Below are 22,282 nucleotides of genomic sequence, written 5' to 3'. Positions count from 1 at the left end.
GCGCCCGCCTTCCCGCTGCCACGAAAGCCTCAGCCTACAGCCTTGATGATATCGCTGCCAAACAGCTCCTCGTCGGTCGGCAGCGCCTTGGGCGTCGGGAGAGGCTTGGAGACCCAGGTCTCGTTGATGAGGTCCCGCCAGGAAACGTTGTTGTTGGTGGCGTTACCGCCCCATGAGCCACAGCCCAGCGAGAAGGTCTGGCGCATGCCGTTCCACAGATTGCCCGAGTTGGAAGCAGACTGCGGCTGATTGACCATGACGCGACTGGTCTTGGTGTGCGCGGCCAGCTTCATGATGTTCTCATCGCTGGTCGAGTAGATGCCGCAAGAGTGGCCCTGCCCCTGATACGCCTGGATCGCGTTGGTGAGGTCGATAGCCTCATCGAGATCCTTGGCCCGGTAGAGCGCCATGGTGACGGTCATCTTCTCACCGGAGAAGGGGTGCTCCTTGCCGTGGCCGATCTCGGGCACAATGAAGAACGCGGTGCCCTCCGGGATCTGGAAACCGGCATAGTCGGCGATGAACTGCGGTGACTGCGCCACGACCTTGGCGTTGATGTGCTCGCCATCTTCCCAGATTGCGTTCTGCAGCTTGGTCTTGTTCTCACCCTCTATGATAAAGCCGCCCTTGGCCTTCAGCTTCTCGAGCATGCTGTCGTAGATCGCGTCGAGCAGGATCACCGAGTTGTCCGACGAGCACGAAGCCGCATAGTCGAGCGTCTTGGAGAGCAGGATCTTCTCGGCCGCGTCGTCCAGATCGGCCGTCTCGTCGACCGTGATCACGGCATTGCCCACGCCAACGCCGAGTGCGGGGGTGCCCGAGCTGTAGGCAGCCTTCACCATCGGCGTTCCGCCGGTGGCGAGCACGCGGTCACACTGCTTCATGACCTCGTTGGTACGCTCGACCGAGGGTTGCTCAATCGGGATCACGAGATCGGCGGGAGCGCCCAGCTTCTCAAGCGCGTCGCGCATGAGGTTGCAGATCTTCGCATTCACGAACTTGGCGCGCGGGTGCGGGCAGATGATGATCGAGTTGCGGCCCTTGATGGCGCAGATCGCCTTGATCACCGGCGTCGCCTCAGGGTTTGTCGACGGCGAGAGCGCACCGATGACGCCGACCGGCTTTGCGATCTTGACGATGTTGCGCTCCGGGATCTCCTCGATCACGCCCACCGACTTGTCATCGATGATGTCCATGAGAGCGGCACGCGTCTTGACAGAGATCTTCTTGAACTTGCCTTCGTAGTTGCCGAGCTGCGTTTCCTCCACAGTCTCACGCGCGATCTCTTCGTCCATGCCGGGCTTGGCCACTGCATAGACCATCCCGCGGATCCAGCGATCAACCTGCTCCTGCGTAGCGTTCTCGATCTGCGCCTGCGCCTTGCGCGAGCGTGCAATCAGCTCGGCGACCTCGTCGGCGACAGAAGTATCGGCGGTCTTTTCTACGGTGGCCATGCTTGTCATCCCTTCCAGGCTGGTGTGGGGCGGCGCAAACCGGTCGCGCGGAGCCCTCGCAGTCCAATGGTCTACCGCTCACTGCACGTTCCCGCCGCCGCTCGCAACTCCCTTTTTAACCGCGCAGTTAAAGCCACGGCTGGAACACACATGGCCCGCCCCGCAACCGCGCAGCGTTGCGGGACGGACTGCTTCATTCATGCGCAAGACACCGAATGGATTGGCAATGGAGCCCGCTCCTGCCATCTTACCGGGCAACATCGCTGTCGATATGGCGAATGAGATGCTGCAATATCGAACACCAAGCCCACGTAAGAGGAACCATAAGTGACGCAGACTACGATCGATCCGGCAGATTTCCGCAAGGTGCTTGGCAGCTATCCGACCGGCGTATGCGTCATCACCGCTATGGGTGAGGAAGACCGGCCTGCCGGGATGGTCGTTGGCACCTTCACCTCCGTATCGCTCGATCCGCCCCTGGTCGGCTTCTTTCCCGACAGAAAATCGACATCCTGGCCCTTGATCGAGGCAGCAGGGCACTTCTGCGTGAATGTTCTGGGCAGCGATCAGCAAGATGTCTGCCGTGCTGTGGGAGCGAAGGGAGACCAGAAGTTCGTTGGCGTGGAATATGCATTGTCCGAACACAAGCTGCCGATCATCGCCAACGCGATCGCCAGCATAGAGTGCCGGCTCTACTCTGTAACGGAGGCCGGCGATCACTGGTTCGTGATGGGTGAAGTCCTGCGGCTCGAGACCACCCGCGAAGAGGATCCCATGCTGTTCCATCGCGGCCGCTACGGCGGCTTCGCCGAACTGATGTAAGCCAGGCATATTCCCTGTTGGAACTAAGCTTGGAACCCTTCGCGATTGAAACGCAGGACGCCCGGATCGTCGGGCAGCGGCGGCATGGCGCGATGCGGGACCCGCTGGTCCTCGTTCACGGGTTCGGCGGCTCACGCCAGGACTGGCGGCCAGTCATCGAGGCACTGCCGCCCGAATGGCCGATCATCATCTATGACCAGCGCGGATTCGGAGAGTCTACGGCAGAGGCAGGGGCGCCCTTCTCCCATGCCGAGGATCTCCTGGCGGTGCTCCGTGCGCTCATAGTCGAGAGGGCAGACCTGTGCGGGGTCTCGCTGGGTGGAGCGACGGTGTTGGGCGCGGCGCTCCGCGCTCCGGACCGGGTTAGGCGAGTTGCACTCGTCAGCCCCATGCTCGCAGCCTGGTCGTGGAGCGCGGAATGGATCGAGTTGTGGAAAGCCATTGGCCGCAAGGCACGCGCTGGGGATATGGACGGCGCGCGCCGACTCTGGTGGGCACACCCCCTTTTCGAAAGCGCGCGCCTGACAGGTCATGGCGACGAGCTACGACGCGCCATCGAAGCATTCCCGGGAGAGCAATGGATCCGCGATGATCAGCGCGATGAACTTCCGATGGTCGAACACCTGCACGAGATTGCGCATCCCACGCTCCTGCTGACAGGCGCGCATGACCTGCCGGACTTCCAGCTGATGGCGGATCTGATTACCGGCTCCGTGGCTCACCTGCGCAGGATTGACTATCAGGATGCGGGGCACATGCTGCCGTTGGAGAAGCCCGGCCAGGTCGCTCGCGACCTCACATCGTTCCTCGCGTCTTCCGGGTAGGACTTCGCATCCAGCGGCCGAAACAGGCCGAGGCAAGCTCCGCTGGCACGATCAATCTGCCGCACCGGTGGCAGAGGCCTTGACGAGAGGTCCGCCCTGCTCTGACTGTCCGCGCCAAGTCAGGGAGAGACATCGCCATGAATCCACCACGGCCCAAGCCCAAGCTTGACCAGGAAAATCGCGCATTCTGGACCGGCGGCGCGGAAGGAAAGCTGCTGATCGTCCATTGTCACGACTGCGGTCAGTACACGCATCCGCCAAAGCTTCTATGCCGCCACTGCCAGTCTGAGAATGTGGTCCCAGAGCCTGTCGGCGGCACGGGCGCGATCGACACGATGACGATCAACTACCAGCCATGGGCCAAGGACCTTGAAGTGCCGTACGTCATCGCGCGCGTGCGTCTGGATGGCGTGCCGGGCGTCTACCTGACCACGAACATCGTCGGTTCGCCTGTCGATGAGGTACAGTTCGACGATAAGGTCCGTGTCGTCTTCGAAGAGCAGGACGGCGTCTTCTATCCCCTGTTCGAGAAGGTAGCATAATGGCGAAGCGCGAAGCCTACATCACCGGTATCGGACAGTCCGAAGTGGGCGTGCGGTTGCCGCGCCACCCTCTGTTATTGACGGTTGATGCTGCCAAGGAGGCGGTCGCCGACGCGGGCCTCACGTTCGATCAGATCGACGCGGTGTTCTCCTATCCCGGCAAAGCCAACGGCTATCTCGCGTTCTCGCCGGTAGGAACCGACGATGTGATCGAGGCACTTGGCATCAAGTCCAAGTGGCAGCTGGGAGGCATGGAATTGCCTGCGCAGCTCGCAGCAATCGCCATGGCAGCCTGGGCGGTCAAGGAAGGTATCTGCCGTCACGTCCTGTGCTTCCGCACCGTTTACGAGGCTGGCGGAATGGCGGATCCCGGCACGTACATGGCCGGCATGAAGCAAGATACCGTGACGGGGCCTTCGCAATGGACCAGCCCCTTTTGGGCCACGTCGGCAGCATGCTGGACGGCGCAGTACGCAGCGCGCCACGTACATCGCTACGGCATGACGCGAGAGCAACTGGGCCAGATCGCGATCAACGGATCGAAGAACGCGATGCTCAATCCGCGGGCGCGGGCGATCACCAAGGAAGAGCTGACGCTCGACAAGTACATGAACGCTCGCATGATCTCGTCGCCACTCTGCCTGTACGATTGCGACCGGTTTTCCGATGCCTCCACTGTCGTCATCGTCTCGGCGGGTGACGCGCTGGACGAAGTGAAGGCGACGCCCATCCGCATCGCGGCCACCTCTGGATCGGTAGACCGCTACTCCTGGGACCAGGTGGAATGGCCCGCCGCGTACGAGACGGGCGCCGATCTGTGGAAGCGCACCGACTACACGGTCGATGACGTCGACACAGTGCAGTTCTACGACGGCTTCGCATTCCTGCCTATCACCTGGCTTGAGGGACTGGGCTTTGTCGGAAAAGGCGAAGGCCACAAATTCATCGAAGGTGGCACGCGCATCGCGCGGGACGGTGAGCTACCGATGAACACGGCTGGCGGGCAGCTCGGTGCCGGACGCCTTCACGGCTTCGGTTTCGCGCATGAGGCTGTGACTCAACTCCGCAAACAAGGCGGAGAGCGCCAGATCCCCGGAGACCCCAAGGTTGCCGTAGCAACCTCAGGCGGGGGCCCCCTCGCCGCTGCGCTGCTTCTGGCGCGCGACTAGCGAACTCAGGTGAGACCGCGCGCCGCCGAAGCGGCGCCGGTCACGCCGGTGCGGCAGCGCCTTCCGGTTTGCTCCAGACCGGGTAGGCCCGCAGTCCGAACAGCAGCAGCGAACTGACCAGGGTCAGGCCAAAAGCGCCCCACAGGAGCGGCTCATAGGTACCCCATCTATCGTGTATCCAGCCGCCGAGTACGGGTCCCAGACCTGAACCAGCCGCAATAAGGCTCGCCATCGCGCCGAAGATCGTGCCGAACTTTCGCATCCCGGTGTAGGCGGCGGTAAGATAGCCGACGAGTTGCAGCTTCGTGCCACCCGCGTAGCCGTTGATCATCATGGCCGCCACGATGGCAAGCGTCGGTGCCCCGGGCCACAGCAGCAGCACGTACGTCGTCGACGTCGCCAGGATAGTCAGACCGCCAACCCAGCGAGCCGAGTAGCGGTCCAGCAATGCGCCCGTTACCAGCTTTCCGACGATGCCGACGAGACCCGCAAGTCCCGCGTACGCTGCGGCAGTCGTGCGATCGACGCCCACTTCGACAAGGATCGGTATCTGGTGCACCACAAGGGCGATCGTGGCAGTCATGATGATGAAGGTGGAGATGGCTATCCGCCACAAGTCAGGATCGCGCCACGCCTGCGCGACCGTTAGGCCGGGAACGTCCATGAGCGGCGCTGCCGATCCGTTCGCCCCCGCAGCCTCTCGCGCACGTCGAATTATGTCGTATCCGTCGCGGAGCCACGCCAGGCACAGCAGGATTGCAATGGTACCCCAGCCGAGCCCAAGCCATACGAAAGCGTTACGCCAGCCGAAGCTCTTGATCAGAAAATCCGCAAGCGGCGGCGTAACCGCCTGAGCCAACGCGCTGCCCGACAGGACAAGACCCAGACCGAGCCCGCGACCTGCAGTAAAAGTGCTGTTTACGGCAGCCGTCCAGACCGTTGATTTCGTCGCCAAGGCGGCAAGGCCATACACCGTCCAGACCGCGAACCACTGCCAGGTAGAACCAGTCAGCAAACTCAGGGAGGCGATCACCAAGGCCATCAGGGCGAGCCCCGGTATGGCCATCCGGCGCGTGCCCCACTTGTCAATAAATGTGCCGAACAGCGGGGAGCCCAGGAACGTGAGAATTGCCGTGATCGACACCCCCGAAGACACCAGGGCGCGGCTCCAGCCGAATTCGCGGCTGATAGGCTCGATGAACAGTCCAGTGGCAGCTGTGATGACGGAGGTGAACGAAAACCCGATCGCTGCGGCCATGATCATCCGCCAATGCTGGGCGAACTCTGCTCGCGCCGCGTCACTCCAAACTGCCAAAGCGTTCCTCCCCATCTAACGCCATCGGACCGTGGCGCGCCGGCAGGCCTCTATATCGAAACTGAGCGAGTGCCAAATTTAATGAGGCGGGGGCTCATCCGCGGGAGCGCCCTGCACTCTTGCGGATAAGCCCCCGGATTCACAATGGAGCTGAAAGACGGTCGATCAGTTTTGCTGGTCTGCAGCCAGGGCTTTCTCCTTGGGAGTGGTCACCTCGTGCTCACGTGAGACCATCGGCTTCTCGCCACGCTCTTTATAGATCGACATGGAATGCGACATGTCCGCGCCATTCCGGCTTGCCTTGCTGCGACTGGAGGAACGCGCCCGCTCATCGTCATCGTTTGCCGTAGCAGTGGACCGCTGCATCGCCATGTTCTGGTTGAATCGGGCACTCCCGGTAGTGCGCGCCGTGCCGCCATCCGCGGCTTGCGCGTCAGCGGTTCCCGATACACCAACGCTGTCATCCGTGCCCTGCGCAGCGCCTGTCGTCGAGGCAGACACGTCGCCGGTGGCCGGAGTACCTGCGGCCGTGCCCGTCACCGGCGCGTTCTGTGCGAGAGCCAGTGCAGGAAAGCACAGCGCAGCCGCCGAGGCAGTGATCATCAAAGGCTTCATTTTTATCTCCCAAGTGTCGGATCATCGAGCAGGACGTTCATCAATCGTTATCCTGCAGCCCTCCTCGTCCCGAACGACGCTGACCGAGCGGCTCTCACCCGAGCGCTCGGTGCTGCTGGTTGCGGAAGAACGACTACTGGTGGCGCTTGAGGACGCACTGACTGAGCTATGTGCGCCGACGCTTCCTCCGCCCTGTTCATGAGCTCGGCTGCTGACGCTGCTTGCACTCACCGCATCTGCCTCATCTGCGGACACCCACCGCTCCTCGCGCGTGCCGTCCGCGTGATAGTGAATTTCGCGGCACTCCCCTTGAGGGCTTGCCGCTACTGCCAAAGCGAAAAGTAGCGCTGTCATCAGAGCCTCTATCGACGAGACGGAGGCGGTTGAACTCCGCTTCCGTCACCGTCGCCAATCAGTTTGGAGCCGGGGTGGTCGAGTTCGCCGTCGCGTCGCCGTAGACTTCGCCGGTCGAACCCATCGAGTCGGTGGCACCGTAAGCGTCGATTGTGGTCGAGGTGCTCTGGTCCCCAGTTCCGGTGGCGCTACCGCCAGCCGTCACACCGCCAGTCGCGCGATTCCGGTCTGTGTAGATCGTGCCTGAACCGTGTGTACTCGCCGAATTGGTAGTGTCAGCACGTCGATCAGTCCGGTCCATACGACGATCACGCTTGCCACGATCCTTGCGATCTTGGTCTCGCATCTGTGCACCAGCCGTGGCGCCGCCTGCGACCGAGCCTCCCGGTGTCGAAGCGGCAGCACCGCCGCCCACTGTGCCCGTCGCGTCTTGCGCTATCGCCGGAGCGGCAACGAGACCAAGGGCAGCAATCGAACCAAACAAAAGCTTGCGCATAAATACTCTCCAAAATGTCCGCGATCTTCTCGCGGTCTGCGCCGCCTCACCTTGGCAGCTGCGAAGAGTAAAGTGTCGGGAGGTACTTATGGTTCTTAGTCTCGTCGCTCACCCAAAACGGCTCAACCTCATCTTTCTGGAAGATGAACGAAAACACAGCCAAGTATTCAGAAAACGGAGACTTTCCCTGTAACGACCAGGAGCGGCGCCTGCATAGCCGGTGCCGAGCCGCGCATGCGCCGCTCCTGCTGCCTCACTGCTCGTCGGGCTCGACCCATTTTGTGCGGGTGACGCGCGGGGAGAGGTACTTTGTCGCTGTCCAGCCGCCATCGACGACAATCGATTGCCCGTTGATCATCTCGCTGCCAGGCAGGCAGAGGAACGCGATCACATTCGCGATGTCGTCCGGCTGGGCCAATCTTGGATACGGCGTAGTCTCGACGTTGCTGCGCTTGAACGTCTCGTCCTCGAAGCGGTGTGCCACCATGTCCGTCATCGTCACGCCGGGAGCTACGCAGTTCGAGCGGATGCCGCGCGGACCGTATTCACAGGCCATGTGCTCAGTGAGCGACTTCAGCCCACCCTTTGCGGCGGAATAGGCGCCACCACGCCGTCCTCCGATATGAGCGAAAGTGGAAGTCACGTTGACCACGCTCGCTCCCTGCCCGAGGTGTGGGATCACATCACGGCAAAGGCGGAACGGCGCCGTGAGCATGATCTCGAGGAAGTAGTCCAGCGTCTCATCGTCGGTTTCGTCGAGTGGCTTCGGACTGCCTACACCGGCGTTGTTGACGAGCGCGTCAATACGGCCAAAACGATCCAGCGCCTGCTGCACGATCCTCTTGGGAGCAGCCGGATCCGTCACGTCCGCGCTGATCGACAGCACATGATCCGGGTTCCCGATTTCCGCTTCCAAAGTGGCCAGCTTGTCCTTGCTGCGTCCGACCCCGACGATTGCGAAACCGTCTGCGTGCAGGAGCTTGGCCGTTGCCAGGCCGATTCCGCTGCCCGCGCCAGTAATGATGGCAACCTTCATATCCATAATTCTGCCTCCCTGATCAGACAGCCGGGCCAGTGCGAAATGCACACAGCTTGTTTCCGTCGAGGTCGCGGAAGTAGCAGCCGTAAAACCCTCCTTCGGGCCCGCGCCAGCCCGGTTCGCCCTCGCTGCTGCCGCCCAGTTCAAGAGCCTTGTCGTACAGGGCCTGGATCTGCTCGTGCGTATCGCAGATGAACGAGATCATGGTGCCATTGCCGAAGGTTGCTGCGTCGCCGTTCGCGGGCGCAACCACGCCGAACATCGGCTTGTCGGCCGATACGCCATAAACCCGTCCGCCGCTGGGGTGATCGAAGACCTTAGCCGCGCCAATGGTCGGCAAGAGCTTGTCATAGAATTCGAGCGCCTTGGGCAGGTCGTTGCTGCCTACAAGAACGTATCCGATCATGTCTCTCTCCTGGTTGCGGGCTCGGCGCCCTGTGACGTGAGCGCCTGATAGACGCGCACCCGTGCCCAGTCGAGCAGGCAGTGAACAACAGCGTTGGGTAGCTACCCCCTTCACCCACTCCCTTGCGGCGAGTAGGAAGGCGCCCGAGTCAGACGACAGAACCATCTGCGAGGGGTATTCGATGAACACCGACAAAAGCGCACTGGCGGGCATCCGCGTGATCGACATGAGCCGCGTGTTTGCAGCCCCTGTCGGCGCACAGATCCTGGGAGACCTGGGAGCCGACGTCATCAAGATCGAGCGCCCCGGCGTGGGAGACGACGGTCGCGGTTACGGCTTCTCATGGGTACCGGGAAAAGATGGCATCGAGACCCGGCACTCCAGCTTTTTCACCGTTTCCAATCGCAACAAGCGCTCCATCACGCTGAACCATTCGAAGCCCGAGGGGCAGGAGATCATCCGCAAGCTGGTCGAAACCGCCGACGTTCTGATCGAGAACTACAAGGTTGGCGATCTGAAGCGGTTCGGCCTCGATTACGAAACGCTCAAGGCCATCAACCCCCGGCTGATCTACTGCTCCGTGACGGGATTCGGTCAGACCGGCCCGATGGCGGCTCTGCCGGGTTATGATGGGCTCTTCCAGGCAACCGGCGGCATGATGGCGGTGACTGGCATTCCGGACGGGCAGCCGGGCGCCGGGCCGCTCAAGACGGGACCCAGCCTCGTGGACTTCGTCACCGGCCACAATACCGCGCTCGCGATCCTGGGCGCGCTGATGTATCGCAACCGCACTGGCGAGGGGCAGTACATCGACATTGCCCTGCTCGACAGCTCGGTCGCCATGGTCAGCCACATCATGCAGGACTACCTGATCAGCGGCAATGCGCCGCCACGCCTCGGCAACGGTGGCAACGGCGGTGGCCCAGCCGACCTCATCTACTGCTCGGATGGCATCATCTATCTGACGGCAGGCACAGACGAGCACTGGCGCCGGCTGACGGTGTTGATGGAGCAGCCCGAACTCAACGACGATCCCCGGTTCGACACGAACCTGAAACGCGGCAAGACCAATCGCGCGGAACTGATGGAGATCATCAACGCCTGGAGCCGACAGTTCACTGTTTCCGATGTGCAAGGGAAGCTCGACGGCGCCGGCATTCCTGCTGCGCGCTACAATGAGTTGCCCGACGTCTGGAACGAGCCCCAGGTTCAGCACCGCAACCTTCGCGCCACCACCCCCCACGCCCATGCGGAAAGCGGAACCGTGGACCTGATCCAGAGCCCTCTGGCCCAGATGTCGAAGAGCCCCGCCACCATCCGCTGCGCCCCGCCGATGCTGGGTGAGCATACGCATGAAGTCCTCGGCGAGCTGGGGTATGACGAAGCGGCCGTCGAGGCGCTGCGTGAAGCCAAGGTTATCTGATCGCGTCGTAATGGGGCGAGGTTCTCGCCCCATTGCCGACGTCGTCGCGCAACCCTAGTGAGGTGCCATGAAGCGCACGCACTTGCCCCTCAACGCCTTGCGCGTGTTTGACGCGGCCGCACGCCACCTGTCCTTCACCCGCGCGGCAGACGAGCTGGCCGTCACGCCCGCAGCAGTGGGGCAGCAGATCCGCGCGCTTGAAGACGTCCTCGGCGTCGTTCTCTTCCGCCGGACCAGCAAGGGCCTGGAACTTACCGACGAGGCGAGTGCAGGACTGGAAGCGCTTCGGACCGGGTTCCTGCACTTCGAAGATGCCGTGCAAGCGATGCAGGCGGGCCAATCCAGCCACGTCTACACGATCGCCGCACCGCGCGAGTTCTTCGCTGCTTGGCTTGCGCCGCGCCTGGCGGCATTTCGGGCAGACAATCCACAGGTGCGGTTTGCGCTTGTGGATGGTGAAATGACCGATTTCACCGAGGCTAACCTTGACCTTGCCGTGCGCTGGACGGACGGCCCCGGTGATCTCGAAGGTTTGCCGCTTGGCACGGCCGAGCGGGTGCAGATCGGAACGGGGGACTGGATCGGATGGCCGGGCGACCCCTCGCCGGGCGGAGAAGGAGAGCAAGCGCCGGCTCTCGTGGTGAGCGATGCGGGTCAAGCCATGTCGGCGGCGATGGCCGGGCTTGGAAAGGCGCGCGTCCCTCTCCTTCTTGCACAGGAGATGCAGCGTGCCGGTGTTGCTCGCGAGTTCGGACCACCAGAACCGTGCCGGCGCGGTTACTGGCTGGTCGCCCCGACACCGCAATGGAGACAGAAGAAGGTGCGTGCGCTCGTCGCCGCTTTGACGGACGACATCGCGTAGCAGTCATGCAGCGGCAAGTTTGCCTAGCTGCTGCTCCCTGCTCAATCCACTACATCTGCAAAGGCTAAGCAAGCGCCGCCTGATGGCTAAGCGCTTGCCGCCCTGAACCTCGGTCAGAAACCGAGTTCCTCGATGTTTCCGTCGAAATTTCCGCCAAGCAGATGGTTGGCCTTGGCCAGGTTCTCCTGCGGGACGCCGGCCAGGTAGCCGTCGATGATCCGCTGGTAGTTGCTGATCAGACCCTCAACACTCTTCGACAGGCGCATGAACTCGAATCCCTTGGCATGCAGGCCCTTCTGCTGAAGCGGGATGTTAGAATAGTCCTGCCGCGGGATAGGCGGGAAGTCCGCGCTGTCGAATGGCAGCACGATCGGCTCCATCACTGGCTCAGGCTCCTGCCCTTCCGGGAAGAAGGTCAGAGACCAGATCTCGAAGAAACAGCTCTCCGGACCAAGAGGACGGATACGATAGGCCGACATGCTGCTGAAGTAAGGCAGCAGGAAGTAGTGCGGGAACAGGAATTCAACTGCATGGATGGGGTCGGTCTGCGCCACGCTGCACAGGTCAGGGATCGGCTCACCCTTCGCCTTCAGCTGTTCTGTTACCTGGTGCATGACCATGCCCAACCACATCATGATGGCCATGTTCTTGTCTTCGGGGAGACCCTCTGTCGCATTTCGTAGCGACTTGGCGATGTCCACTTCCTTCTGGTGGATCATGCCCGCCATGCCATCGCTCAACAGTTCCATCGACTTGATCTGGATGTCGATGTTCTCTTCCAGAGTCTTGTCAGCATCCGCGAGCATCGGTCCGCCAGCCGAAGCGCTTACGCCCTCGGGTCGCGCAATCTTGTACATGGAATCGTACATCATGGGCGCCGCATGCTGCAGCTGCGGGTGCGTCTGCATGACATGGTAGCCTTCCATGAAGGCTTCCATGGCGATCTTCCAGTTGGCGGGCAGAACCGTGCCGTAGCACCATTCCGCCTTCAGGTGCTGGACGTTGTGCGCCTCGAGCCGGTCGGCGACGGGGCCCAGGCTCTCCTTCACCGACGGCGCATCGTCATCGTGGTTGATCCACACGCAGCCGCCCCACACTTCGGTGCGGCAGGGGATCAGGTTGATGTCCTCTGCCTTGAGCTGCTTCTCAGAGAACAGGTGCTTGCCGTAGACCAGCGTGTTCTCGCCATCCATGTTCCAGCGCCAGCCGTGGAACGGACACACAAACCCGCTCTTGGCACAGTTGCCATGGGCAGTCGCGTGCGAGGAGCCGACGGTCGTTCCGCCCGCGATCGGCACGCCGCGGTGGCGGCACGCGTTGTGAAACGCCTTGATCCCGCTGGTCGTGCGGACCACGATCACAGACTTGCCGACGTTCTCGTACTCGATCCAGTCACCCACCTCGGGCAACTGCTCTTCACGGCACGCCATCTGCCATACATGCGGCCACAGATGCTCAACCTCAGCGTCGTAAAACGCCTGATCGTAATAGCGCTGCGCCGGAATCCGCTCGGGATCTTCAATAGGAAACGGTACGGACCGAACGCCGCCTTCAGGTGTCTTGAGCACTCCCGGACCTCTTTTGTTAGCGAGTCATGGTTCTGGTTGCGGACTGTATACCACAGACCGCGTGAGGCAATGGCCGGACGCGCGGATCATCGCCCCGACGTTCGCCCTGCCCTGATTGCAGCGCAAACGTCATCATCGATTGGGATCTAACGCTGAGCGCCGAGCACCTTGCGTCAGGGGGCGCGCCGGAGGACCTCCTGGTGTCATCGCCTGCAGCGCCGCAATCCGGCGTTCTGTCGCAGGATGTGTGGAAAACAGCTCCGATACGCTCGTCGGCACGATATACAACTGCGCGGCTGCCGGGTTGCGGATGACGGCATTGCTGGGAACATGCTGCGCCGGCCCCGCAATCTTGGCCAGAGCGGAAGCGAGCGCTTGCGGATTGCCGCAAATCTCCGCCCCCGCTCGATCAGCACCAAACTCGCGGGTGCGGCTAATTGCCATCTGCACGATCATCGCCGCGAAAGGCGCCATGAAAACCGCTGCAATTGCCGCCACGGGGTTCGGGCGACCTTCGCCTCCCGAGCCTCCGAAGAAGAGGCCGAAGTTGGCCAGCATCGAGATCGCACCCGCGATCGTTGCAACCATGGTCATCACGAGCGTGTCCCGATTACGCACGTGCCCAAGCTCGTGCGCCATGACGGCAGACACTTCTTCGCGGTTCCACATCCGCAGAAGGCCGGTGGTGGCGGCAACGGCAGCGTTTTCGGGGTTGCGCCCGGTGGCAAAAGCATTGGGATTGTCGCTGTTGACCAGATAAACGCGAGGCATGGGCATATCCGCGCGGCGGACCAGCTCAGCAACGATTGCGTAGAGGTCTGAACCACTGCGGGCATCCAACTCATGCGCGTCATGAAGCTTCAGCACGATGCTGTCGGCGTTCCAGTAAGTGAACAGGTTCATGCCACCGGCCACGACAAGCGCGATCAGCGCGCCACCGGTTCCACCCAGCAGGTAGCCAAGCCCCATGAACAGCGCAGTGAGCGCCGCAAGTAGCATGGTGGTCTTGAGTCCATTCACCTTTCCGAAAACTCCTTCTTTCTTCGCCAGGCTGAATTGGGGGGTGTGGCGCCTGATATCAACGTGCAAGGCGACTTGTCTCGCGCTCCCCGCGCACCGTATTCCATGAGCATGGCTGCGACTTGGGACTTGCAGCCGGAGCACGCTGGCGACAAAGGCTGCAGACGCGGCACTACACCAGCCGCGTCGCGAGGGAGGAAGAGGCAAAGATGGCGTTCAAGACCCGCATCACCGAGATGCTCGAGATCGAGCATCCGATCGTCCAGGGCGGCATGCAGGGCGTAGGTTACGCCGAACTGGCCAGTGCGGTCTCCAACGCCGGCGGCCTCGGCACTTTGACGGCGCTGACTCAACCGAGCCCAGAGGCACTGCGCGAGGAGATCGAGCGCTGCCGTTCAATGACCAGCAAACCCTTCGCGGTAAACATCACCGTGCTGCCGACCATTCTGCCACCAGACTACAAAGGCTATGCTCAGGCCGCGATCGATGGCGGAGTGAAGATCATCGAGACCGCTGGCACACAGCAGGTTCGTGAGATCTGGGAAATGGCGAAGCCCCGCGGCATCAAGATCCTCCACAAGTGCACTGCAGTCCGCCATGCGCTCTCGGCTGAGCGGAATGGTTGCGATATCATCTCGATTGACGGCTTCGAGTGTGCTGGCCATCCGGGCGAGGACGACATTCCCGGCCTGATCCTGATCCCCTCCGCAGCCGACAAGGTGAAGATCCCGATGCTGGCGTCTGGCGGGATCGGCGATGCGCGAGGCTTCGTCGCAGCGCTGGCGTTGGGCGCAGAAGGCGTCAACATGGGCACTCGCTTCTGCGCAACCCAGGAAGCTCCAATTCACGAGAACGTGAAGCTCAAGTATATCGAGAACGATGAGCGTGGCACGAACCTGATCTTCCGCAAGTTCAAGAACACAGCGCGGGTTGGCAAGAATTCGGTGTCCGACAAAGTGGTCGAGATATCGTCGCGTCCTGACGCGACCTTTGATGATATCCGCCCCTACGTAGCCGGAGCCGTTGGGCGCGAGCTGTTGCAGACGGGTGATCTGGACAAGGGTATCTTCTGGGCCGGCATGATCCAGGGATTGATCCACGATATCCCGACCTGTCAGGAACTGATCGACCGCATCATCAGTGAAGCCGAAGACATCGTGCGCGGGCGCCTCGGCACCATGCTGGTCTGAGAGGAGTGGCTGTCATGACTTACCAGCACATCCTCTACTCGCTTCAGGGCGGTGTCGCGCGGGTCTCGCTCAACGACCCCAAGACGATGAATGGCGTTACCGAGGCCATGGGCCACGAACTGGTCGATGCACTGGACCGCGCCGCATACGAGGCTCGCGCAGTGCTCATCACCGGCGAGGGCAAGGGGTTCTGTTCGGGAGCCAACCTGGCTGCCGCCCAGGATATGTTGGCCGATCCGCGCCGGGATGTCGGCGGACAACTCGACCGCGCATTCAATCCCGTGCAGTTGGCCATAAAGCGCATGGAGCAGCCCGTCGTTACCGCCATCAGGGGCGCGGCAGCGGGTTACGGGGCAGGCCTTGCGGCGGCGGGCGACATCGTTCTGATGAGCGAAAATGCTTTTTTCTTCTGCGCGTTCGCCCACGTCGGATTGGTGCCCGATGGCGGGGCAACATGGCTCCTCGCCAAGGCTGTAGGCCGAGTGCGCGCCATGCGCATGATGCTGCTTGGCGAGAAGATTGGCGCACAGACGGCGCTGGAGTGGGGTCTTGCCACCAAAGTCGTACCAGACGAGCGGCTTGACGAAGAAGCCATGACGCTCGCCAAGCAATTGGCAAACGGGCCGCGTTCGATTGGAATGATCAAGCGCATGGCCTGGGATGCACTGGACTGTGACTACGAAACGGCTCTGAACGCCGAGCGGCGAGGTCAGCGCGATGCCGGTCGCACCGAGGACTTCCTCGAAGGCGTCAACGCATTCGTCGAAAAGCGAAAGCCGCGCTTCCAGGGTCGCTGATCGGCCAGCTCCAAGCCAGAACGGCGGAAATTAGGGTCTTGGACGGCTATGAAGCCTCTAGGCTGCAGGAGCTCGTTGCTGTCATCGCTCTGCATTTGTTTCGAGAGTCGTCTGCGGCAACAAAGCCGATAATGAGTATGTCAAAAGGTTGTCTGTGAAGTGGATTTCTCCTCGGCAAATAGATGGCCTTGGATTCCAAACGAGACGATCTTCGGGGCCCAGACTCCTTAAGAGCCAGAAGGCGACCGCGACCGCTCACGGCTGAAAGGAATTTCCGCGAGCGCCTCTCATAGCGGCTGAGTATGCGCCGGAAGTCCTTGAGGCGGTAGAACGTGGGTTCGACCCGCGATCAGGGAATCCTACTCTACTCACGCAAGGCGGCCCTAATACGGTCACCGCCGGTGAGCACCCGTTTCATGCCGATGGCTTTGCGCTTCACGGCAGCTCGCTCATGCTGGCGCCCGCGTGTTATGGACGAGACAACTCCAGCTTCGCGATCAGAGGGTGATCTCTGCCGTAAACGTCTTTGTGAAAGGTCGGGTTGTGGCCGTCCCACCAAAAGGTGAAGTGTGCCGTGATGACGGGAACAGGACCTTTCAGCACGATTTCACGGGACATCTCGCTACCGTCAGCTGGCATGGGCTCGCCAACGAGGAACCTCGCCAGTTCGGCGGCTTTCTCTACTCTCACGCATCCGTTGCTGACGTAGCGATCCTCTTTAGCAAACACGGCGTGATTGGGGGTGTCGTGCAGATAGATGCCGAGCCGGTTGGGGAACATGAACTTTGTGTCTCCCATCGGGTTGGCAGGACCTGGTTTCTGGCGAACGCGTGCATAGGCGCGGCCGTCGCGGACGGCTCGCCAGTCTACGGAGCTTGGGTCGGCCTCCACAGCAGTGTCTGACCAGTCGGAAAGGACAACGAACCCGTTCTCGTTCAGGTAGGCGAGTCCTTTCTCAAGCACTTTGGGGGCGATGATCGATTGTACGAGGTGCGGTGGGACGTACCAGCTAGGATCAAGGACGATCGTTTCGATCTTATCCGCGAGAGCTGGCGTTGGCCTCTTGGAGCTGCCCAGCGCCACTTTCATCTCCAGCGCCGGAGCGTCATGCTCGTAGCCGATCAGCCGCGCGGCGGCGGTGTTCACGAGCACGAACTTGTCTCCCATTTCCCTCGGCAGCCAACGCGCGCGCTCCAGATTGGCGAGGATGATAGCTTCGTAGTGCGCGCTTCCGCGGTTGAGGGCAGCGATGGTCGCTCCGTCCGCCACTCCGGTGGGTGGGAGAGCATGCACGCGCTGGAAAGCGCGCACCTTCTCTTCCAGCGCCACGCTGAAGGGCGTGTTGTCCGCAGCTTGCACTCCGAGGCGGCGGCGCAGGACATTTACAGCAGGGCCACTGCTCCCGGCATGCAGCGCTGCGGTGGCGGGTACCTGAAGCTGAGGCAAACGGCTCCAAACCTCCCGGTAGACGCGTAAGCCCGCGAGCATGGACGCATAGATCGGGTTGTGAACAGACGTCTCCTCGTGACTTAACACGGATTGTGCGTCCGAGCGGCCAGTTGCGCGCCCGATAGCCCCATCTGGAGCCAGGCTGGGGTCCAGATATTGGATCGCGGGGGCAACCACGGCCTGCGGGCTTCCGGGCTCGGATCTGGCGATCGCAACTTGTGCGGGGCCTGCGACCTGCGCATCATCTCCGCCGGTTCCCACGGCGGCCCTGGTTTCGCTCGGGAGCAGCCGCACAGGGATGACCGCCAGCCCCGAGAGAGCGGCAAGCATCACGGTGGCGCCAAGGCGCATTGTCACCTTCTTGTAGCGCCCCTGTGATGGCATGGCGTCAGCCGTTTTCGCCAGCACCCGCGGCATTAGCAGGAGGCGTGCCGGTAGCCGCAGGAGGAAGCGCGCCGGCAGGGTTGTCACGCCCCGACTGAACCCCAGCCGGAGTTGTGCGGGCGTTCATGTTCGACACCGCACCTGCAGCTTGACCGACGGGAACCTCACCTTCTTCCAGCGCGTCGGCTCGTTCGTTCAGAGCCTCGGCGCGAGCGTCGGTTCTCTCGTCGATCCTCTCGGCGCGCTGATCGCCAGCTTGCTCCACGGCGTCTGCCCGCTCCTCGAGCTGCTCCGCACGCTGCTCCTGAGTAGGCGTCGCATCATCTGCGCACGCCGCCAGGGTGGCCAAAGCTGCCACAGCGGTAAATCGAAGTTTCATGGTCACATCTCCTTTTCCTGTACCCAAGGTTAACGGGCTGCCCAAGCCAGTGTTCCGGGGATATTATTTCGAACATCCAGAGATATGCATCATGTTAGATGCTGAACATGCAAGATAACCCCGATTACGGGAACTCAACTGACAGACAAAACATTGGGCCTATTATCCGGTATATTCCGAATACCAACTGAAGGAGTTCAGATATGACGCGCAATGTAGCATCTGCAATATTCGACACCAGGAACGAAGCTGAACAGGCTATACAGGCACTGCGCTCGCGCGGGGTGAGAGAAAAGTCGATCTCCGTGATCAGCCGGCATGACAGCGACTTCGAGCACGCGCATGGGAACGACAAGCATGAGCATACCGACACAAAGGCGAGCGCAACGGGCAAGGGTATGGCAATTGGAGCCGGCGCCGGCGCTGTCGCTGGGTTAGCGGCACTCGCCATTCCCGGCGTAGGACCGTTTATTGCCGCAGGTGCTGTAGCCGAGGCGCTAGGCCTGTTTGGCAGCGCCGCAGCGACAAGCGCTGTAGTCGGCGGCGCCATCGGTGGGTTGACCGGCGCACTGATGAAGTATGGCGTCGACGAAGAGGACGCGCGCTATTTCGATGAGAGAATCCAGCGTGGCGGCTACTGGGTGGGCGTGGACCTGGAGGACAGCGGCGCAAATCGGCTGGAAGTCGAAAAGATCCTTCACGAACACCGCGGACATTGGTCGCGCAGCGCGAGCAGGACTACCACCCTGTAAGTCAGCACCTGCTGAACGACGTGACTTGGAGAGAGGCAGCGCCTCTCTCCGCCGGGTCACGCTATTAGCCCACCTGTTCACGCAGCGGGCGCGGAAGATCTGGGCGCCTGTTGGTCTGCGTCCATTGTGCCGAACTCACACGAGGTTCTCCACGAGCCCTCTGCTTTCACGAGCATTGCGCGATAAACTGGCCCGACACGCCGAGTTGTTCGCTCAAGAAGCTGATCGCGCAGTCCGGGAACTGCGATCTGCGCCGCTGAGCCAGACCCAGTCACACGAGCGACATCGCGCTCGCTGTCGAGGCGCGCCTCGAAGAAGGTCGAGAGATCCGGGATGCTCAAGTTTCACCTCTCGATTTTGCGCCCGCAGCATCGGCTGCGGAGCTGTTCGACAGATCGTAAGGCTAACCCGCACGCCTCTTCTTCCGCACAGCTTCAAGCTCCTGCCTTATCCTGCTCTGCGAGCTTGACCGTGCGTGCCGCAGGGTCAGGAAGGGGGATGCCTGCGGAAACAAGGTCTTCCAGAACGGCCGCGCGAACGGCAGCTGCCGTGTTTTTGTAGTCCGAACGTTGACTGTCCGCCCAGAACGTCACTTCCACGCGAATATCACCCTGCCCCAGATCGTCGATGCGCACCGCCGGAACGGGCGTGTCCAGTACACCAGACGCTCGCGTTGCCGCCGTTCGGATCACCTCCAGCGCCGCCTTCACGTTGGTGCCATACCCAAGCCATAGCTCAACCGCACCACGCCGCAGCGGATCGGCCGTATTGTTGACGATCCGGGAGGTGAACACTTCGGCGTTGGGCACCAACATCACCCGCCCGTCATAAGCCCGCAGGCGGGTAGCCCTGAGTTCGATCTTCTCCACGCTACCCTCCAGGTCACCCACCACGATCTGATCCCCGATGCGGAACGGACGCAAGGTCAGCAGCAGCAGGCCGGAGACGAAGTTGGAAAGTATGTCTTTCAGTGCGAAGCCCAGGACAATGCCGGAAAGCCCGAGGCCAGCTGCGACAGTCGTCGGATCGAAGCCCAGCGCATCGACGGCGACGAAGAAGCCGAGCGTGATGATGGCATAGTAGGTGAACTGCTTCACCAGGCTTTCCACCGTGATATCTTCGACGGTCTTACGAAACACGAGCCTTAGAAGAGCCCGAACCCCGCGGGCGAGCAGCCAGAAGGCAGCAATGACGATTGATGCTGCAAGAACTCTGGGGATGATCCGGCCCACCGACTCCGCCAGCCGGCCTATCGCCGCCTCGCCAGAGCCGCGCGTCTCCGCAATGAATCGCCCGCCCCAGCCGAGCCGGTGCTCGCGGGCGCGCGCCAGGGCGCCGTCAAGCGCTGATGCCCACTGCCGGGCCAAGGCCGGTTGCGTCGTGAACGCATCCTCGGCGTCACGCGGTGTGACATTGACCACGGGTATTCCCGAAACCGTCACGCTCCATCCGCTCGCCGTTCGTCTCGGAGTAGCTGGCGCGAGCGCATTCAGATTACCGAGCAGCGGCGAAAGACGTTCTTCCACTCGTCGCGCTCGCGCGGAGGCGTCCCCCTCTTCAGCGCCGGGTCCGACCTGAAACACAGCGCGGCCGTCAATCCGAACGGTTGCCAGATCGGATTGAGCCGCCGCGGGCGCCACGACGAGTGCCAGAGCAAGCGCCATCCACTTCACGAAAGAACCCAATGCTTTCACCTGGTTTGCGCGAAGTGCTCGAACCCAGGGACCGCAAGCGCCCTTGGCTCGTTTCTGCCGCGAAGGTGCGTGTTCGCGCAAATGCAGCAAACTCGGTTCCGAGTGCCAGTCGAAGCGATCATTGGCCTGCCAACAAACATCCCGACGAGCCGCTCTGCTGCTCTGTCACGGCTATGTCTCCCTCAGGTTGAGCATCGGCTTGTCTCCACGAACTCAATAAGGCACCACGCTGGCCTCCGTTCCCTCAAGCTCCCAAAGCACCAGAGGGGCCGGTCATGCGAAGAGATAGAGCCGAACTGTGGACGCCCCGGGATGTTCGCCGGTGTTCGCGGGAGAGGCGAAGGCAGGCGGCCGATGTGCTCAGGGGCGACAAAACCGGGCAGACTAGCACCCGCTCTGAGGAGACTTTGCCTCGACGGCCCGCGCTTCAACTCAGCCCAACCATACTTGCAAACTGGCAGCCGACAGCCAGAGCACCAGTACGAGGAACGAATCCCACCCTATCCGACCGGGGCCCTGCCGCTCACGCTTCAGCAGGCCCATCAGCAGTATTGCCGTCATCAAGACGACGAGAGCCATCCAGAACAGCGAACGATTTCCGATTGCGTGCCCCCCCCCGCCCCGGGGCTACGCTGCGAGTTCTCGAAACAAACAGATTAATACGCTGCGCAGTTCCGAAGCCCACGGGATCCCGAGATAAGGCAAGGTCTATCTCACGTCGACGCCAGCAGTACGGTTCCTCAAGGACCGAGTAGCAGTCCGTCACGGCGGGCCGGTGCCGTGTAGGTACAGAAGGCTCGTGAGGAGGCCGAAGAGCGGCAAGAGCGGGCGGGAGGCATGGAACACGGAACCGGATCTGCCTCATTGGCGGGAACGCGCGCAGAGGATTTTTGCCGTGGAATCACCAGTGCAGCAAAGCTGTCAGCTCAACAACGACCGAAGCCGATTCCCAGAACACCTGCAAGGCCCGCCATTTCCGTCATCGGTTGCTTCAGGCGTCCGTGAATGACGGTCGGAACGATTGAGTAGGCCAGAGCGGCGATCATCGACTAGCCGAGGCGGAAAGGCTGCCGGAGAGGTCCAGGGGGGAAATGGTGGGAGGCTCGCCCTTCATCAGGCCGAGAATTGCTGGGCTCGCGATGGATTGCGTTTCGATCATCATTGACGCAACGGAGGCCCCAAGCCCTAGCGAAGCAGGCCATTGCTTATCCAGTTCAGCGGCGAAGATCGCTGGGGTCTGGTATCCAAAGGCCGAGTGCTCCTCGTTGTAATCGTCGGCTCAGGCGGCGATCACCACGCGGGCATGGTCCAGGTTGAGGAACAACGTTTCGTTGAGCAGCTAATCGCGCATCCGACCGTTAATGCTTTCGACGTAGCCGTTCTGCATCGGCTTTCGAGGAGGCGATGTATGCTCGGCTTGCCGCGCTTGGCGATCAGATCGGTGAGCTCGCGGACGACCCTACGCCTTGAGGTCGACACCCCACAAAATACCCCTTGATGCAAATCGACGTCTTGGCATTTGGCGGGCCGCCTAGAGACGATCTGGAGCTCCGCAAATCGCGGCTAAGCTGCAGAAAATATGCACAAAAAAGCCACTCTGGGTTGCCCCGAGCGGTTGTGGGATTGTGTGTGATGGTTGCGGGGGTAGGATTTGAACCTACGACCTTCAGGTTATGAGCCTGACGAGCTACCGGGCTGCTCCACCCCGCGTCACCTGTGGGCGTTGTG

Annotated in this window: 20 protein-coding genes, 1 tRNA gene and 1 pseudogene; 9 read left to right on the top strand and 13 right to left on the bottom strand. The window is 61.9% G+C overall.

Features of this window, described 5'->3' with window-relative positions; all coding sequences use genetic code 11:
• Positions 1-29: 29 nt before the first annotated feature.
• Entirely contained in the window at positions 30-1,454 is a 1,425-nt protein-coding gene (locus ABUH87_RS16440; RefSeq protein WP_367775204.1) for an aldehyde dehydrogenase family protein, read from the bottom strand.
• Between the two features lie 327 nt (positions 1,455-1,781).
• On the opposite strand from ABUH87_RS16440, the gene ABUH87_RS16435 reads away from it, so the two are divergent.
• The 4 genes from ABUH87_RS16435 (at position 1,782) to ABUH87_RS16420 (ending at position 4,811) form a co-directional block, all read left to right on the top strand.
• The gene (locus tag ABUH87_RS16435) at positions 1,782-2,276 is read left to right on the top strand and encodes a flavin reductase family protein (protein ID WP_367775203.1); all 495 of its coding nucleotides are present in this window, start codon (positions 1,782-1,784) and stop codon (positions 2,274-2,276) included.
• Positions 2,277-2,305: 29 nt separating this feature from the next.
• The gene (locus tag ABUH87_RS16430; protein ID WP_367775202.1) at positions 2,306-3,100 is read left to right on the top strand and encodes an alpha/beta fold hydrolase; all 795 of its coding nucleotides are present in this window, start codon (positions 2,306-2,308) and stop codon (positions 3,098-3,100) included.
• 137 nt (positions 3,101-3,237) lie between these two features.
• Positions 3,238-3,642, top strand: coding sequence for a Zn-ribbon domain-containing OB-fold protein (locus ABUH87_RS16425; RefSeq protein ID WP_367775201.1), 405 nt, complete (start codon positions 3,238-3,240; stop codon positions 3,640-3,642).
• Positions 3,642-4,811 (top strand): thiolase family protein, encoded by a 1,170-nt coding sequence (locus tag ABUH87_RS16420; RefSeq protein ID WP_367775200.1) that lies wholly within the window; start codon positions 3,642-3,644, stop codon positions 4,809-4,811. Before ABUH87_RS16425 ends, ABUH87_RS16420 begins: the two co-directional genes overlap by 1 nt.
• 40 nt (positions 4,812-4,851) lie before the next feature.
• On the opposite strand, the gene ABUH87_RS16415 is transcribed toward ABUH87_RS16420, so the two are convergent.
• From ABUH87_RS16415 to ABUH87_RS16395, 5 genes are all read right to left on the bottom strand, one after another.
• The gene (locus tag ABUH87_RS16415; protein ID WP_367775199.1) at positions 4,852-6,069 is read right to left on the bottom strand and encodes an MFS transporter; all 1,218 of its coding nucleotides are present in this window, start codon (positions 6,067-6,069) and stop codon (positions 4,852-4,854) included.
• Positions 6,070-6,291: 222 nt separating this feature from the next.
• Positions 6,292-6,729 carry a hypothetical protein gene (locus ABUH87_RS16410; RefSeq protein WP_367775198.1) on the bottom strand — a complete coding sequence of 146 codons (438 nt, stop codon included), beginning with the start codon at positions 6,727-6,729 and terminating at the stop codon, positions 6,292-6,294.
• A gap of 424 nt (positions 6,730-7,153) precedes the next feature.
• Positions 7,154-7,591, bottom strand: coding sequence for a hypothetical protein (locus ABUH87_RS16405; protein WP_367775197.1), 438 nt, complete (start codon positions 7,589-7,591; stop codon positions 7,154-7,156).
• A 253-nt stretch (positions 7,592-7,844) separates the two neighbouring features.
• The gene (locus ABUH87_RS16400; protein WP_367775196.1) at positions 7,845-8,633 is read right to left on the bottom strand and encodes an SDR family NAD(P)-dependent oxidoreductase; all 789 of its coding nucleotides are present in this window, start codon (positions 8,631-8,633) and stop codon (positions 7,845-7,847) included.
• A gap of 16 nt (positions 8,634-8,649) precedes the next feature.
• A complete protein-coding gene (locus ABUH87_RS16395; protein WP_367775195.1) occupies positions 8,650-9,036 on the bottom strand; it encodes a VOC family protein in 387 nt (128 codons plus the stop codon).
• A gap of 181 nt (positions 9,037-9,217) precedes the next feature.
• Between ABUH87_RS16395 and ABUH87_RS16390 the strand changes: the two genes are divergently transcribed.
• Both ABUH87_RS16390 and ABUH87_RS16385 read left to right on the top strand, forming a co-directional pair.
• The gene (locus tag ABUH87_RS16390) at positions 9,218-10,459 is read left to right on the top strand and encodes a CaiB/BaiF CoA transferase family protein (protein ID WP_367775194.1); all 1,242 of its coding nucleotides are present in this window, start codon (positions 9,218-9,220) and stop codon (positions 10,457-10,459) included.
• Positions 10,460-10,526: 67 nt separating this feature from the next.
• Positions 10,527-11,321: a LysR family transcriptional regulator gene (locus ABUH87_RS16385; protein WP_367775193.1), complete on the top strand. Its 795-nt coding sequence runs from the start codon at positions 10,527-10,529 to the stop codon at positions 11,319-11,321.
• Between the two features lie 113 nt (positions 11,322-11,434).
• Here the strand turns inward: ABUH87_RS16385 and ABUH87_RS16380 are convergent, their stop codons facing one another.
• Positions 11,435-12,889, bottom strand: coding sequence for an aromatic ring-hydroxylating oxygenase subunit alpha (locus ABUH87_RS16380; RefSeq protein WP_367775192.1), 1,455 nt, complete (start codon positions 12,887-12,889; stop codon positions 11,435-11,437).
• Between the two features lie 132 nt (positions 12,890-13,021).
• Complete coding sequence (locus ABUH87_RS16375) at positions 13,022-13,909, bottom strand: M48 family metalloprotease (protein ID WP_367775191.1); 888 nt, start codon at positions 13,907-13,909, stop codon at positions 13,022-13,024.
• A gap of 209 nt (positions 13,910-14,118) precedes the next feature.
• On the opposite strand from ABUH87_RS16375, the gene ABUH87_RS16370 reads away from it, so the two are divergent.
• Both ABUH87_RS16370 and ABUH87_RS16365 read left to right on the top strand, forming a co-directional pair.
• The gene (locus ABUH87_RS16370; RefSeq protein ID WP_367775224.1) at positions 14,119-15,099 is read left to right on the top strand and encodes an NAD(P)H-dependent flavin oxidoreductase; all 981 of its coding nucleotides are present in this window, start codon (positions 14,119-14,121) and stop codon (positions 15,097-15,099) included.
• Positions 15,100-15,113: 14 nt separating this feature from the next.
• Positions 15,114-15,896: an enoyl-CoA hydratase-related protein gene (locus tag ABUH87_RS16365; RefSeq protein WP_367775190.1), complete on the top strand. Its 783-nt coding sequence runs from the start codon at positions 15,114-15,116 to the stop codon at positions 15,894-15,896.
• A gap of 468 nt (positions 15,897-16,364) precedes the next feature.
• Here ABUH87_RS16365 and ABUH87_RS16355 read toward each other — a convergent pair whose 3' ends face one another.
• Both ABUH87_RS16355 and ABUH87_RS16350 read right to left on the bottom strand, forming a co-directional pair.
• Entirely contained in the window at positions 16,365-17,729 is a 1,365-nt protein-coding gene (locus tag ABUH87_RS16355; RefSeq protein WP_367775189.1) for a L,D-transpeptidase family protein, read from the bottom strand.
• Positions 17,730-17,733: 4 nt separating this feature from the next.
• Positions 17,734-18,108, bottom strand: coding sequence for a hypothetical protein (locus ABUH87_RS16350; protein ID WP_367775188.1), 375 nt, complete (start codon positions 18,106-18,108; stop codon positions 17,734-17,736).
• Positions 18,109-18,311: 203 nt separating this feature from the next.
• Here ABUH87_RS16350 and ABUH87_RS16345 point away from each other — a divergent pair, with 203 nt between their 5' ends.
• Positions 18,312-18,860, top strand: a complete 549-nt coding sequence (locus ABUH87_RS16345) for a hypothetical protein (RefSeq protein ID WP_367775187.1) — start codon at positions 18,312-18,314, stop codon at positions 18,858-18,860.
• A 434-nt stretch (positions 18,861-19,294) separates the two neighbouring features.
• Here the strand turns inward: ABUH87_RS16345 and ABUH87_RS16340 are convergent, their stop codons facing one another.
• The 3 genes and pseudogenes from ABUH87_RS16340 to ABUH87_RS16330 form a co-directional block, all read right to left on the bottom strand.
• Complete coding sequence (locus tag ABUH87_RS16340; protein WP_367775186.1) at positions 19,295-20,545, bottom strand: mechanosensitive ion channel family protein; 1,251 nt, start codon at positions 20,543-20,545, stop codon at positions 19,295-19,297.
• 1,051 nt (positions 20,546-21,596) lie between these two features.
• Positions 21,597-21,956 (bottom strand): annotated as a pseudogene (locus ABUH87_RS16335) (integrase core domain-containing protein); the annotation flags it as partial.
• A 231-nt stretch (positions 21,957-22,187) separates the two neighbouring features.
• Positions 22,188-22,264: transfer RNA gene (locus ABUH87_RS16330), tRNA-Met, on the bottom strand.
• Positions 22,265-22,282: the final 18 nt, after the last annotated feature.

Origin of the sequence: Novosphingobium rhizovicinum (assembly GCF_040813635.1) — a bacterium.
Classification (GTDB): Bacteria; Pseudomonadota; Alphaproteobacteria; order Sphingomonadales; family Sphingomonadaceae; genus Novosphingobium; species Novosphingobium rhizovicinum.
Note: the sequence above shows the minus strand (reverse complement) of the source record. Positions and strands in the feature narration are given on the sequence as shown.